This is a genomic window from Algoriphagus marinus (assembly GCF_001936475.1).
GTDB lineage: Bacteria > Bacteroidota > Bacteroidia > Cytophagales > Cyclobacteriaceae > Algoriphagus > Algoriphagus marinus.
In genome coordinates this window covers 44178-58680 of the sequence record NZ_MSPQ01000005.1, presented here as the reverse complement: position 1 = coordinate 58680, position 14503 = coordinate 44178, and the positions used below count along the sequence as shown (strand labels likewise).

General features: G+C 41.2%; 13 protein-coding genes. 6 read left to right on the top strand and 7 right to left on the bottom strand.

All coding sequences use genetic code 11. The annotated features are described in order from the left end of the window. Window positions 1–35 precede the first annotated feature (35 nt). The 5 genes from BVC88_RS09015 to BVC88_RS08995 all read right to left on the bottom strand — a co-directional run bounded on the left by BVC88_RS09015 (window position 36) and on the right by BVC88_RS08995 (window position 5225). Window positions 36–872, bottom strand: a complete 837-nt coding sequence (locus BVC88_RS09015) for a prohibitin family protein (protein WP_075350354.1) — start codon at window positions 870–872, stop codon at window positions 36–38. A 125-nt stretch (window positions 873–997) separates the two neighbouring features. Then, window positions 998–2695, bottom strand: a complete 1698-nt coding sequence (ggt, locus tag BVC88_RS09010; protein ID WP_075350353.1) for a gamma-glutamyltransferase — start codon at window positions 2693–2695, stop codon at window positions 998–1000. Window positions 2696–2789: 94 nt separating this feature from the next. Next, window positions 2790–3176, bottom strand: a complete 387-nt coding sequence (locus BVC88_RS09005; protein ID WP_075350352.1) for a hypothetical protein — start codon at window positions 3174–3176, stop codon at window positions 2790–2792. Further along, on the bottom strand, window positions 3173–3670 hold the full coding sequence (locus tag BVC88_RS09000; protein ID WP_075350351.1) for a helix-hairpin-helix domain-containing protein: 498 nt from the start codon (window positions 3668–3670) through the stop codon (window positions 3173–3175). Before BVC88_RS09000 ends, BVC88_RS09005 begins: the two co-directional genes overlap by 4 nt. An 85-nt stretch (window positions 3671–3755) precedes the next feature. Then, a complete protein-coding gene (locus BVC88_RS08995) occupies window positions 3756–5225 on the bottom strand; it encodes a Gfo/Idh/MocA family protein (protein WP_075350350.1) in 1470 nt (489 codons plus the stop codon). Between the two features lie 267 nt (window positions 5226–5492). Here BVC88_RS08995 and BVC88_RS08990 point away from each other — a divergent pair, with 267 nt between their 5' ends. From BVC88_RS08990 to BVC88_RS08965, 6 genes are all read left to right on the top strand, one after another. Continuing rightward, window positions 5493–5993 carry a nicotinate-nucleotide adenylyltransferase gene (locus tag BVC88_RS08990; RefSeq protein WP_075350349.1) on the top strand — a complete coding sequence of 167 codons (501 nt, stop codon included), beginning with the start codon at window positions 5493–5495 and terminating at the stop codon, window positions 5991–5993. Between the two features lie 208 nt (window positions 5994–6201). Continuing rightward, complete coding sequence (locus tag BVC88_RS08985) at window positions 6202–7326, top strand: Re/Si-specific NAD(P)(+) transhydrogenase subunit alpha (protein ID WP_075350348.1); 1125 nt, start codon at window positions 6202–6204, stop codon at window positions 7324–7326. Window positions 7327–7337: 11 nt separating this feature from the next. Next, complete coding sequence (locus BVC88_RS08980; protein ID WP_075350347.1) at window positions 7338–7625, top strand: NAD(P) transhydrogenase subunit alpha; 288 nt, start codon at window positions 7338–7340, stop codon at window positions 7623–7625. Beyond that, window positions 7622–9007 (top strand): NAD(P)(+) transhydrogenase (Re/Si-specific) subunit beta, encoded by a 1386-nt coding sequence (locus tag BVC88_RS08975; RefSeq protein ID WP_075350346.1) that lies wholly within the window; start codon window positions 7622–7624, stop codon window positions 9005–9007. The genes BVC88_RS08980 and BVC88_RS08975 overlap by 4 nt, the downstream gene beginning before the upstream one ends. 426 nt (window positions 9008–9433) lie before the next feature. Further along, a complete protein-coding gene (locus tag BVC88_RS08970) occupies window positions 9434–11764 on the top strand; it encodes a S8 family serine peptidase (protein ID WP_075350345.1) in 2331 nt (776 codons plus the stop codon). Window positions 11765–11789: 25 nt separating this feature from the next. Continuing rightward, a complete protein-coding gene (locus tag BVC88_RS08965; RefSeq protein WP_075350344.1) occupies window positions 11790–12269 on the top strand; it encodes a hypothetical protein in 480 nt (159 codons plus the stop codon). Between the two features lie 391 nt (window positions 12270–12660). Here the strand turns inward: BVC88_RS08965 and BVC88_RS08960 are convergent, their stop codons facing one another. Next, on the bottom strand, window positions 12661–13722 hold the full coding sequence (locus BVC88_RS08960; protein WP_075350343.1) for a hypothetical protein: 1062 nt from the start codon (window positions 13720–13722) through the stop codon (window positions 12661–12663). Further along, the gene (locus tag BVC88_RS08955) at window positions 13715–14347 is read right to left on the bottom strand and encodes an ABC transporter ATP-binding protein (RefSeq protein ID WP_075350342.1); all 633 of its coding nucleotides are present in this window, start codon (window positions 14345–14347) and stop codon (window positions 13715–13717) included. Before BVC88_RS08955 ends, BVC88_RS08960 begins: the two co-directional genes overlap by 8 nt. Window positions 14348–14503 lie beyond the last annotated feature (156 nt).

Below are 14503 nucleotides of genomic sequence, written 5' to 3'. Positions count from 1 at the left end.
GACACGCTTTTTCAATTGCAATAGACTTAAAAAACTTAGTCGTTTTTTGTTCCACCTACTCCAATAAACGGAATAGCTCCTGCTCCCGTCACTTCAGGAAGGATTCCATTCCACTTTTCAATGGCTTTCAGGTTGGCTTCGATTTTTCGTAGCTCGATCAAATCAGGAGAAATATTCATTTTCTGAAGTCTCAATGCCTCAGCTTCTGCTGTTGCAGCAGCGATGGTCTGCTCGGCTTCCACTCGAATACGATCCAAATCCCGCTTTGCTTTCAGGGCATTTTGTTCAGCAGTCTGCTTCGCTTCAATGGCGTCAGTGAAGGTTTGAGAAAAGCTAAAGGATACAATAGAAAATGCATCCACGGCGATATTTGACTCCAATAATCTCGATGACAAAGCATCCTTCATCTCTGTACTCACCGCTGGTCTTTTGGTGATTAATTCCTCTGCGGTATATCGAGCAGTTACCGCTTTCATTACCTCCTGAATCGCCGGATCAATGATTCTTGCTTTAAATTCTACACCGATCGATTGGTACACCACATTAGCCTTGTCGGGAATGACGTGGTAATTCAAGGCCACAGATAAGGCCACATCCTGTAGGTCAGAAGAGGCCGAAGCCGCGTCGGTAATTGCCTTTTGGATCTTTACATCCATCAGGACTACTGTCTGCACAATTGGTATTTTGAAGTGAATTCCTTCACCCAAAACTGTATTTTCAACTGCTCCAAAATTAAGTACAATTCCTCGCTCACCAGCTCCCACCTGAGCCCATGGCTTAAAGGCAAATAGTAGGAAAATTAGAATTCCTACAATAATTATAGGCTTCCAAGAGCCTTTTTTCATTTCATATTTTACGTCTTCGAAATCCATTTTTCATTAGTTTTTACCTGTACAAGGTAATCTTTTCCTGACGGAAACTCCCGGTTTAGCCCAAAGCCTTAAGGTCTTTTAGGAATGGATTGAAGATTTAAACACGAAATTTGATTTGTTTTTGCTTAATACCCGGCTGCCTGTCCGTCTTTTCTGGATTCCGAAGCACCTGAGTAAACTCTATTTTCCAGATCCACGCCGATAGCTTGATATCCTCCGTAAATCCCAACAGCGAAGGAGATTTGGTGTCCCATTTTTCGAAGTTCTCTAAAAACCTCTGGGGTAAATCCGCTTTCCAAATTGAGTGTACCACCGTCAGTCATAACAGATCCAGTTGGTTGTGAACTTCCGGAATGTCTCATTCTAGGCGCATCTCCAGCTTCCTGAAGATTCATGCCAAAGTCCACTACATTCACGACAATCTGGGCGTGACCCTGCGGCTGAACTGATCCTCCCATCAAGCCAAAACTCACAAATGGCTTACCGTCTTTCGTGATAAAAGCTGGGATAATCGTATGAAAAGGGCGCTTGCCGGGAGCTATCGCATTGGCATGATTGCGATCCTGAACGTTGAACTGCGCACCTCGATTTTGGAGCACAAAACCTAAGCCATCAGGAACCATTCCAGAGGCGAATTCAGAATAAATACTTTGGATCAAGGAAACCATATTCCCATCCTTGTCGGCTACAGTGAGGTAGGTGGTATTTCCCAATTCGATTTCTAAATCTCCAGCCGGATAGCTTCTGGCAGCTTGATTGGGATTGATTAAAGCCCTTCTTTCGGCAGCATAGCTTTTGGAAATAAGCTCTTCTACAGGGATTTTATTGAATGCGGGATCTGCATAGAATTTAGCACGATCTTCATACGCTAGTTTTTTAGCCTCAGTCAAGACATGAAGATATTCCGCACTTCCAAATCCCATGGATTTGATATCATATCCTTCTAAGATATTCAACATTTGAAGCACGGCAGTTCCCTGTCCGTTTGGAGGAAGTTCCCAGACATCATAGCCCCGATAATTCGTACTGATGGGTTCTACCCAGTTTGAAGTATGGTCGGCAAGATCTTCGTAGCTGAGAAATCCCCCATGCTTTTTCATGTAAGAACCAATGGTGCGAGCGATATCGCCTTTATAAAAAGCATCCCGACCGCCTTTTGCGATTTTTTCATAGGTATCAGAAAGATTTGGGTTTTTGAAAACCTCGCCTTTTCGTGGAGTATGGCCATTCGGCATGTAAGTCTCTGCGAAACCTGGTAAATCCACCATCCCGGAATAATTACTCTCCATTTCATAGGCGATCACTTCAGAAACTGGGAAGCCCTCTCTTCCATAATCAATCGCAGGCTGAAGTAGCGTGCCCATTGGTAGTTTTCCGAATTTCTCATGAAGCGCAAACCAGCCGTCTACTGCGCCTGGAACGGTAACAGGAAGCGGGCCTAGATCCGGAACATATTTTATCCCTTTGTCAATAAAGTAGTCAATGTTAAGCGATTTTGGGGCTCGACCGCTCCCGTTAAATCCATAGAGTTTTTGGGTTTTTGCATCCCAAACAATTGCGAAAAGATCTCCACCTATTCCACAACTCGCAGGCTCGACTAAACCTAATACTGCATTCGCCGCAATAGCTGCATCCATTGCTGAGCCACCTTTTCTCAAGATATCCAAGGCCGCTTGTGTAGCCAATGGCTGACTGGTTGCTGCCATGCCATTGCGAGCAAGTACTTCGGATCGTGTGGTAAAAGTCTGTCCCGTAAGTCTGTCTTGGGCTGCAAGTTGACCGCAAAAAACAGCGAAAATTAGGGTGAAAATTAGCTTATTCATGGGTAAAGATTAAGTTAGTCTTCAAATAAACAAAAAAAGAGAGTGCCTGATTTTATCAATTTTGAGATCAGTAAAATAAGTACTTGAATGGTGTTTAGACCACCGAATAAATCACCGCTGTCCCAAATGCGAAGGCTAATGGTGCAATCCATCTCACGTAATTGGGTTTGAGAATTGAAGCCCATTTCACCGAATAGGCATGATGATAGCGCTTTGGAACAAAGTATAAAACAAGCGAAGTGGCGATCATAAATCCTCCGAATAATTTCAAAATATCCGGAAATCTGGAATAAGGTGCGTAAATCCCCAATGCGATGGCAGGAATCAAGCGAATGGTGATTTCCCCATAATTAATCAAATTGGTACTGCCTGCTTTTCGAAGTGTAGCGAGTGCTTTTTCAGGAAAAAACAACATCAAAAGCCCCACAGAAAAGATGAAGCCTCCGAATAAGATAATGATGAATTGAGCGATAAAAATCATTTTTTGGGTTTCCACTTAATAGGGATGATTTCATGCCAAGCAGTCTTTGGGCGGTCTGGAGGATAGCCGTTTTCTGCACGGTATTTCTTTCGTTCTTCCGTGTAATCCCACCAATTTTTAGTAGTTGAGTGGTTTCTGGCAAAATCTACTATTAATCGAAATTGGTCTTCCACACAGGGATCCGTCCAATGACCTTTCTTTCGCTCATATTCTTCAAGCAATTTCGCCCCATCTTTTTCCTTGAGTTCAGCCAAGGAATAATAACCCATAAAAATCAAATCCTCGGCAAACTTGATTCCGATGGATGGTACAGTTTGGAATTCCGCTAGCGCAAAAATCGTTTTCACCCGATCTGAACTTGCTTCTAAAATCAATTCCAATTCATCAGGGGCATAATCCAAGAGCTCCGAAATCTTGATTTTGGCTTTTCGAAGATTTTTACGCTCTTCTGGAGTAAGATTGAGTTTTGGCGCAGATTTCTTAATCGTGCTCATGCTTGTTAATTCTATCTGCTAGTTAAAAACAAACCCAACCAAAATCAATCGGTTGGGCTTGAAATGATACTTTCAATCATGAGAATCAACCCATACCAAAACCATCACGATAGGTTCTAGTCACAAACTGATTGGCTTCTTCCAGGTTTGTAATTCTAAGGTTTTCTCCGTCCCAAAGGAGTTTCTTTCTGCCAAAGAATTCAGCTTGTCCTTTGCTGTTTTCCCTTCGAAGCATATAGCTTCGGATGGCTAGATTTCCCATCAAAACGGTTTCGGTCATTGGACCGGCATAGTCAAAAGAGGAAGTCAAACCTTTGTGCTCGGTACTTCCAAATCCAGCTTTACAAGCATCTACCCAAAGACGCTGATGCCCATATTCAGACTCCATATTTTCTTCAGTCTGAGGTCCAAATTCAGTCGTTCCGTCATTCAAATAAAGTTTAGGCATTAATGGAGAAGAATCATTGATATTGGTAGAAATAATTCCTTTATCCCCTATGATCAATACGCCATTGGCAGATCCGGTACCTCCGATATCGTCATCAGCCGGGATAATATCCGGATGTGAAGGCTTAATTCCACCATCACTCCAAGTCATTTCGATCGGTGATTTACTTTTCGCAGTAGCGGCAAAATGCAAGGTGATAAATGAGGATGCTGGGCATCCTTCAGGATTGTAATCTGGAGTCCACATTTTAGAGAAGACAGTTCCAACACTGCACTCTGCATCGGTTGGATATTTCAAACCAAGTGTACGGAATGGAATATCGATCAAATGACATCCTACATCACCGAGTGCGCCTGTTCCATAATCCCACCAACCTCTCCAGTTGAATGGATGTAGATTTGGGGTGAAAGGAATTTCCGGTGCTGGGCCTAGCCAAAGATCCCATTGCAGGGCATCTGGTTTGGTGCCTGGATTTGCAGCAGGAAAAGGTCCTCCTTGCGGCCAAACCGGACGGTTGGTCCAAACTTGAACTTTGGAGATTTTTCCGATTTTATCCTCATCAATCCATTTTTGAACTATATCCAGGTATGGGTTTGATCCACCTTGGTTTCCCATTTGGGTTACTACTTTCTGAGTGCGAGCCAACTCTGTGAGTATTCTCGCTTCAGAAATATTATGTGTCATCGGCTTTTGGACATAGACATGCTTGCCGCGATCCATGGCGTATTTTGCAGCTGGTCCATGCACGTGATCAGGAGTTGAAATGGTTACTGCATCAATGTCCTTTTCAGTATCGAGCATTTTGCGGTAATCGGCATAGAGCTTGGCATTTGGAAAACTCTCCACTGATCTCTTGGCTGAACCTGAAAAGTCTACATCACAAAGTGCAACGATCCGCTCTCGGCCTTTCACAGAAGCAAGCATGATGTCGCTAGCTCCTTTGCCGCCAGCTCCGATTGCGGCGATATTCAATTGGTCAGAAGGAGAGGTGAATCCTACTCCTCCAAGTACATGCCGCGGAACGATGAAAAAAGACGAGGCAATCGCTGTGTTTTTGATAAAGTCACGGCGCGATTGATCCGATGCTACTTTTTTGGGTTGTTTCATGAGATTTGTTAATTGGATTTTTGGGAAGCTTAAAATAATGATTAATCTCTTTTATTGCATACTGCCGTTGATTTTTTGTGAACCAACTCCCAGTTAGCTTATAGTTTTTTTTGATTTGATTTTTTGAATAAAAAGTTTGAAAAAGAAGTCAAAATTGATTTAGATCAGTGTTTGGGCTTTTCGGTTTGGGTAAATTTATACATGCTAAAACATGCCTTTGCATGATTAAGAGCGGAAATTCATTTTAAACTAAAATTACTCAAAGCCATGAAAAAGATCATTCTTGCTTTATTCGCTTTCGGGATTTCTATTCCGTTGTTTGCCCAGGTAGTCACTTTGCCGGAGGTTGAAGTGTCAGCAAAAAATTACAAATATTTGGATGATGTTAATAATAGCTCTGCTGCTCAAACAGTACAGCTTCTCGAGCGGTATGCGACTTCCTATGACGTTAGGGATTCGGAATATTATGAAGATGAATATGACAAATATTTTATCTCATTTTTTATTCCAAAAGGGAAAATCCTCGCAGCCTATGACGATGATGGTAATTTGTTGCGCACGATTGAGAAATACGAAAATGTTAAGCTTCCCTTAGCCGTTTCCAAAGCAGCAGCGAAAGAATACCCTGGTTGGAAAATCACCCATGATGCTTATTTGGTCAATTACCATAGCAAACTGGGAGTTACCAAGAAAGAATATAAACTTGTTTTGGAGAAGGGAAATAATAGGATTAGGATTAAAACTGATGAAAACGGAAATATTCTTTAACCTTTTTAAAATTTAATTTTTAAGGAGTTGCTGATTAGGCAGCTCCTTTTTTTTGTCAAAAAAGTATAAAATGACTGAGATCGAAATCGATATCGCAAATAATGATGTAACTTTTTCAGCACAGGATGGTAAAATGCTACTTAAAAAATTACTTTAGGTATTAATCAAGAATGGTAAATTTTAAAATACACTGTTCAAACGTTGAAAAATGAAAATCGGAGTACTAAAAGAAACCAAGGAATTTGAGCGAAGAGTAGCGTTGAGTCCAGATGGTGTGAAGTTATTGATCAAGAAAGAATACCAAGTTTGGGTTGAATCTGGAGCAGGAGCTGATTCTTATTTTTCAGATCAGGAGTTTTTAGATGCAGGTGCTCAAATCCGTTCAAAGGCGGAAGTATTGGCTTCGGATGTCATTTTGAAGGTGAATCCGATGACCTTGGAAGAGGTGGCTGGGGCAAAAGAAGGCGCAACCTGCATTTCGTTTTTATATGCCTACACCCATCCTGATTTGGTCAAAGCTTTTCTCCAAAAGAAGATCACAGCCATTTCCATGGATGCTGTTCCGCGAATCTCTAGAGCTCAGAAAATGGATGCATTAAGTTCCCAAGCGAATCTCGCTGGTTATAAAGCTGTGATTTTGGGAGCGAACTATCTTGGAAAAATCTTTCCACTGCTCATGACTGCCTCAGGCACGATCACTCCTGCCAAGGTTTTGATTTTTGGAGCAGGCGTGGCAGGATTGCAAGCGATCGCTACGGCAAAGCGTCTGGGTGCGATCGTCGAAGTAACGGATGTGCGACCCGAAACCAAAGAGCAAGTGGAATCGCTAGGCGGAAGATTTTTGATCGTGGAGGGAGCGGAACAAGTAAAAGTTGAAGGAGGATATGCAGCCGAGGTTTCGTCAGAATTTTTGGCGAAGCAGAAAAAACTAATCGAAGATAAAATCAAAGATGCTGACTTAGTCATTACTACCGCTTTGGTGATGGGGAAAAAATCTCCGATTCTAGTCACTGAAGAAATGGTGAAAAGTATGAAAGCCGGTTCGGTGATCGTGGATATGGCGGTAGAGTCAGGAGGAAACTGTGAAATCTCAGAAATCAATAAAACGGTCGTTAAACATGGAGTTACGCTGGTAGGAGAGTCTAACCTGCCTTCACTGCTTCCTGTCAATGCCAGTCAATTGTACAGTACCAATATCAGCACGCTTTTACTTCACCTGAGTACCAAAGACGGTTTGAATATTGACTTAGACGAAGAAATCACCCGAGGTTCGGTAATCACCCATGATGGTGTTTTGATCCATGAATTCACTCAAAAAATCCTGAATCTCTAAATCCAATAGCTATGAATGCAGATTCACTTATTATACTCCTCTACATATTGGTCTTAGCGAGTTACCTCGGCTTTGAACTGATCACTAAAGTGCCGCCAACGCTTCATACCCCATTGATGTCCGGTTCGAACGCGATCTCTGGAATCACCATTGTCGGAGCCTTGATCGCCTGCAATGAAATGGGCTATGGAACTTTGAGCAAATGGCTGGGAATGCTCGCCTTAATCTTAGCCACCATCAATGTGGTCGGCGGTTACGCAGTGACTGATCGCATGCTTAAAATGTTTAAGAAGAAATGAGCATCCTGATCCAAGTAGCCTATCTGATCTCCTCGATTTTGTTTATCCTCGGGATCAAAAAATTGGGTAAAACCAAAAGTGCACGAGAAGGAAATGTGTATTCCGCTGTTGGGATGCTGATTGCCATCGCGGCGACTTTGTACACAGTGAATATCCTTTCATTTGTGGAGATTTTTGTCTGCATTTTGATTGGAGGAGCGATTGGACTCTATGTCTCTAAGAAAGTGGAGATGACCAAAATCCCTGAAATGGTCGCTTTGTTCAATGGTTTTGGAGGTTTAGCTTCTTTTGCAGTAGCGCTTTCAGATTATTTCCTGAAAACCCAAGCCATGGAGACCTATCCTGATTCGGTGAATTCGATCAGTATTATCGTTTCGGTTTTGATCGGTGGCGTGACTTTTACAGGTTCTATGATCGCTTATCTAAAATTGGATGGGAAAATTTCCGGTTCACCGATCACCTTCAAAGGACAACATCCGATAAATTTGATTCTGCTGATTGCCTTTATTATTGCCGGAGTCTTGGCTTATTTGAATCCAGGTAATCCGGTTTTCATGATTGCATTGATTGTGATTTCCTTGCTTTTGGGTGTCCTGACTGTGATTCCGATCGGTGGAGCAGATATGCCTGTTGTGATTTCGCTTTTGAATTCCTACTCGGGAATGGCAGCCTGTGCTACTGGTTTTATTTTGAATAATAATGTGCTCATCGTCGCAGGTTCGCTGGTGGGGGCTTCGGGAATTATCCTGACTCAGATCATGTGCAAAGCCATGAACCGATCATTGACCAATGTCTTGTTGGGAGGTTTTGGCCAGACTGTTTCCGGACCGGCAGCTGATGGTCCACAGATCGTCGTCAAAGAAATCGGAGTCGAAGAGACCGCGATGTTATTTGATTCGGCTTCATCTGTTTTGGTAGTGCCAGGATATGGAATGGCTGTCGCGCAAGCTCAGCATGTGATTCGAGAGTTGATGGAGCAGTGCGAAAAGCGAAATATCGATTTCAAGTTCGCGATTCATCCTGTCGCGGGAAGGATGCCAGGACATATGAATGTCTTGCTGGCGGAGGCGAATATTTCCTATGACAAATTGATCGAAATGGAAGCGATCAATGATGAGTTTCCAAATACGGACTTGGTCTTCGTAGTTGGAGCAAATGATGTGGTGAATCCAGCTGCTCGAACTAATCCTCAGAGTCCAATCTTTGGGATGCCGATCTTAAATGCGGATAAAGCCAAAACAGTCATCGTAAGTAAGCGAAGTATGGGAAAAGGCTATGCAGGAATCGAAAATGAGCTTTTCGGCTATCCAAACTGCCTGATGCTTTTCGGAGATGCAAAGCAGACCATTACCAAAGTGGTGAGTGAGATGAAGGAAATGTGAGGGGATATATGATTTAAGATTTGAGATTTCCGATTTGTCTCTGCCAAGGCCGCGGTTCGTGTCTTCACGAACTGTAATAAATTATTTTCAACCGCCAAGGTCGCAGAGGTTAGCACGGAGGATACGAAGGTTTTTTAACCACAAAAACCGCAAAGGTCAAAATGAAAGGCTTAAAGGATTTTATTTTGATATCGCCGCAGGTAACTTTTTTGAAATAACTTATTTTTCGGCGTAACCATGTTTATAGACAAGCCGTTAAGGAAATCAAACTAAACACGATAAAGAAAAAATTCAAAAAAAAGACTGTATATCTGTTGCCCCCGACACTTAATTTTAAATGGAATAAAAGGAATATTTCAAACCAGTTAATTTTTAATTTTATAGACTAAGATATTAATAAATTGTAATTTTAAAATCATTATTCTTATGAGAGCTATTTTAATAAGTTCGATTGCAATTCTAATTTTTAGAATTTTTTACGCTTCTTTTCTTGATAAAGAGCAAGATCGGTATTACTGGGACGGAGAAACTAAAATTGATTACGAAATTGATTCATCTTATTTTTTAATTGAGTTGAACAATAAGGATATCAGTCGAGATAATCCAATCAGTCAAATTTCTGAATCTCAAGCCTTTCGATTGGAAAATGACTCTATTGTGCAGCTAATAGTGAGATCAGAGGCAAAGATGCTCCAAGAATTTACAAAAACTGTTTCGAAAATTAGTGCAATTAGAATTCCCGGTAAAAGTGGAACTTCTTTCATTACTGACGAAATATCAATAAAATTTAAAAATCAGGAAGATCTGAAACTTATCTCAGAAAAATACGACTTGAAATTTGTTCTTGAAACGAATTACGGGGCACATCTTTTTAAAGTAAAGAATGCAGAGGAAACTGTGAATATTGCCAATGAAATCAAAGAAAATGAAAATGTAGAATGGAGTACTCCAAATTTTATTCACTTAATTGTGAAGTCAAACGATCCCTTGTATCCAAATCAATACTATTTAAATAATACTGGTCAAGCTGGAGGCACAACTAATATTGACATAAACGCACCTGAGGCGTGGGCAATTACCCTTGGTTGTAATAATATAAGAGTTGCAGTCATTGATGATGGAGTTGAAAATCATGAGGATTTTGATGGAAGAGTATTAGCTGGATTTACACCAGGTGTCAATAACACCAACGGTTTACCTGTACAAGCTTATAGGGCGCATGGAATGGCCTGTGCTGGTATCATCGCAGCCACTCACAATAATCCTTACGGGATAAAAGGGATTGCTCCAAATTCCCAGATAATTCCGATAAATATTTTTCCTTACAACTCCGATTCTAATAATCCTTCTGGGGCTGCCTCTAGTGTAGAAATTGCTTCGGCCATTACCCATGCTTGGCGTCCAGAATTTGGAAATGCGCACATTTTGAGTAATTCTTGGAATGGTGGTATTTCGAATCCAGATATAAATAATACAATTAATGCTGCAATGACCCTAGGAAGAGCGGGTTTAGGTGCCGTGGTAATATTTTCATCCGGAAATTCCAATGGGATTTTTTCGGGAGTTGTGTATCCAGCAGATTTAAATGGAGTAATTACTATAGGTGCCATAAATAAAAATGGGAATATCTGGAACTATAGTAGCAGAGGCTCTCAAATGGATTTGGTGGCTCCGAGTGGAAATCTTGATGGTAATGGAGACGTAGTCACAACTGACCGAATGGGGGTTGCTGGTTACGATCCTGGGAATTACACTAATACTTTTGGTGGAACTTCTGCCGCTGCTCCACAAGTATCAGGGGTAGCGGCTTTGATGCTATCTCGAAATCCAAATTTAACATTACAACTACTCAGATCAATCCTTCAAAATACTGCTACCGATATGGGACCAAGTGGGTTTGATAATACATTTGGTTTCGGAAGACTTAATGCGCAGGCTGCTGTTCAAGCAAGTTTACCAATAGTTGGAACTGATCTACTCTGTTCCTCAAATTCTTTCAGTTTACAAAACCTACCGCCGAGCAGCTCTGTCACTTGGTCTGTCAGTCCTTCAAGTCTTTTTACAGGGAGTACTTCTGGAACTGGAAGCAGTGCTACATTAAACCCGTCATCTTTTTCTTCTGGTCAGGCTACTTTGACTTTCACCGTGGCAGGTGCCTGTGGAAATATTGCGGTTCAGAGAACGTTCTGGGTAGGTACTCCGCAGATCACCAATATGCGTGTCAATAATATGTCCTATTTCACAGGGATGAACATGCAGGTATGTCCAGGAAATAATTGGCTGAATGTGACCCCTGTCGGTGGCAATGTAGGGAATGCCAGCTGGACGGTTCCATCAGGTATTGCACATTGGGTAGGTACCAACACTTTGGATTTTACTTACCCGCAAAATTATTCCAATTCGCTCACTATTTCGGTTCGTGCATCAAACAGTTGTGGACAAGGGCCAAACTATAACTTCTTTTTGAGCAAAAAAACTTTCGGATGTAATAGCTCATTTGGTCTTATTATTTATCCAAATCCTCCCCAGGATCAATTCAGTGTTGAACTAAAAGCAATGAGTCCAGATGCTTCAAAAGAAATTGCGCCGTTGATAGAATCTGCCATACTTTTAAACAACGAAGGAAAAGAAGTAGCCATTGGCTCTCGCAACGGAGCAAGATTTGAATTCAATGTAAGTCAACTACGCAAAGGTATTTACTTTGTACATGTGATGATAGAAGGAGAATTGACCAGAGAGCAAATACTTATCGAATAGCCTAAAACATTAAAAAGCACAAACTATGAAAAATTTAAATTTAACATGCCTTAATCTTCTCTTTAGAAGTGTTTTATTAGGATTACTTATTTTCGGGCTGATCAGTTGTGATAAGAAAGAGGTGAATTGCTTGCCTTATGAAGGGTTCGTTGTACCATATAAGGAGGTAGGATCAGAGCTATATGGTATCTCATGCCTTGGAGGAGTCATCGTGAAAGTGACCAACACGTCAGTCGATTCATATTTTGATATTAACGGGAAGCGCGAATCTAATGTAATAGGCCTGAGAATTCCTAAGGAAAGCGAATTCTGGACTTACTTTGATTTTCCTTTGGATAAGGACAATGAGCTATTTAAGCAAAGATTTTACTTCGATTTCAGAGATTTGGTGCCTGATGATGAAGGGGATGGGAGAGTTTGTACTGCAAATACCGGAGCACCTTCTCGTGTGGTAGTGCTGACCAGTTTTTCAATAAGTAGATGCGAGCAGCCTACGGAGATTTGACTTGAATAACAATTACGAAAAGGAATTAGATTTTTCAGCTTGTGGTTATGATGCTTACCGGGGATGCCAAGCAGACGATTACCAAAGTGGTGGGAGAGTTGAAGGAGATGTGAGGGGATTTTAGATTTGGGATATTAGATTTATGATTTGTCTCCGCCGCGGTTCGTGTCTCACGAAACGCAGTAAATTATTTTCAACCACCAAGGTCGCAGAGGAAAACACGGCGGACACGAAGGTTTTTTAACCAGTAAGACAGCAAAGGTCAAAATGAAAGGCTTAAAGAATTTTATTTTGCTATCGCCACGGGTTGTTTTTTAGGGACCTTAATTGTTTAAGCTGCTTAAGCTGTTTTTTTGATATGCGTGAGTAAAGGCACTCACTTGGCTCCAACTTAAATCCGATAGGGATTTTTTACCGCTAAAATGAAAGCTGCCAATCCAAAAAATGCAATCAAATAAAAAGGTACGCTGAATAGGATCATTAAGAATATCAGAAAGAACGCTCCAATGATTGCTTTGGTCCAATCGATGTGTTGGGATTGAAATACGACTAGGCCGAGCAAGCCGAGATTCATCGAGACAAAGAAGAAACTTAGGTTTAGTACGATAAGCCCAAGTTCTTCTCCATTGAATTTGATTCCAATCAGGATCAACTCCGGTAAGATAAAGAGCACTATGCTGGTGAGCTGATGGCGGATTTTTAAGAATAGGAATCGGGGAAGATTTAAGAAATAGCTCAATTCTTCTGCATCAAATCTTACCTTTTCCAACCAAACTGGAAAGTGAATAAACGCAGCGCATAGCAAGCCAAAGGCAATCCATCTCAGATCGTATCCTCCGGACTCATAGGAGAAAAAGAAGCCATTCAATAAGATCAATGAAACGAGTTTGACCGCAATAATCAGCATTGGTCTATTAGTTGCTAAATGTTTCAGAAACCAAAAGCCGAATGGAATCCTTGGAAATAGGATAGCTTTTGAAATCACCTTATCGGGAAAAGGACGCCTGAGTTTGAAATAGAACAGGCTAAAATCCAGACTAAAAACTCCAAGAACAAAGAACCAGAGTAGAATAGGCTTTAGCAGACTTTGAGATTGTAAACCGATATAACTTAGAAATACTGCATAAATCAAGAGTAATGCATGTGTTTTGGTCCAAATACTGAGCTGTATTTTCAATAATTTCGGAATAGAAAAGAAGGCTAGTGAATGAAAAACTCGATAGCGCAAATCATTCATCTGATTGAGTTGGTAGCGCTCTTGGAAGATTTCAAAAGTCAAAAAAGCCCCGAGAACCCCGAGGAAAAATTGATCATTTTCTAGGACCCGCTCTGCAAGCAAGACATGCTGTTTGAACTCCATGAAAACTGTGGAGATTAAAATAACTAGAATGAAAAAGCCAAGAAAGGCTTTATAAAATGGGATTACGAAAGATTTGGTATAGAAATCATCCATAAACCTTGCTCAGTTTTCCATCCGCGATTTCCAGAATGGAGCGGTATTCAAAAAGTTTTTCAAAGTCTGCCAAATGGGAAGTGATCAAAAAGCTTTTGCCATCGACAACATAAGAAAGTACCAATTTTTTAAGGCGATCCTGAGTTTCCACGTCAATGGTGGTAAATGGCTCATCCAAAATGATCAGTTGAGGATTTCCAAGAAATGCCAAAATCAATCCTGCTTTCTTGAGCATTCCGGAGGAGTAGGAGGCAAGGGGATTTTTAGCATAATCGCCAATTCCCAATTCTGTTTTCAAGTGTCTGATTTGAGCAACATCAGCTCCTTTGGTATCCGCCACAAAAGCAATCAATTCATCCAGATTCAAGAAGTCAGGAAACATGGGCTCAGCATCTGAGTAGTTGACCATTTTCCGAAACCGTATGGGTTCTAATTTAAGGGAAATTCCATTGAGACTTATCTCGCCCTCAAAAGAATGAATCCCTGATATTGCTTTGAGCAAAGTGGACTTCCCGCTTCCATTCTCCCCCTTAATTAGATGGATTCCCTTTGGTAGCTGAAGCGAGTCGAATTTCAGTTCGAATCCAGTAGAATAAGCCTTTTTGAAGTGGGAGATTTCAAGCATCGGGTTTTTAAGACGTCGGTTTCCAAGAGTTAAAGTAGGAAATTGAAGGAATAGCTCTGAATTAAAAAATGTGAAAGGAGGGAAATATTAGGCATCGCTACTGTTTGTGTCTTCACGAACAGCGAAAGATCTCGTATAAATTATTCCTTGATATTT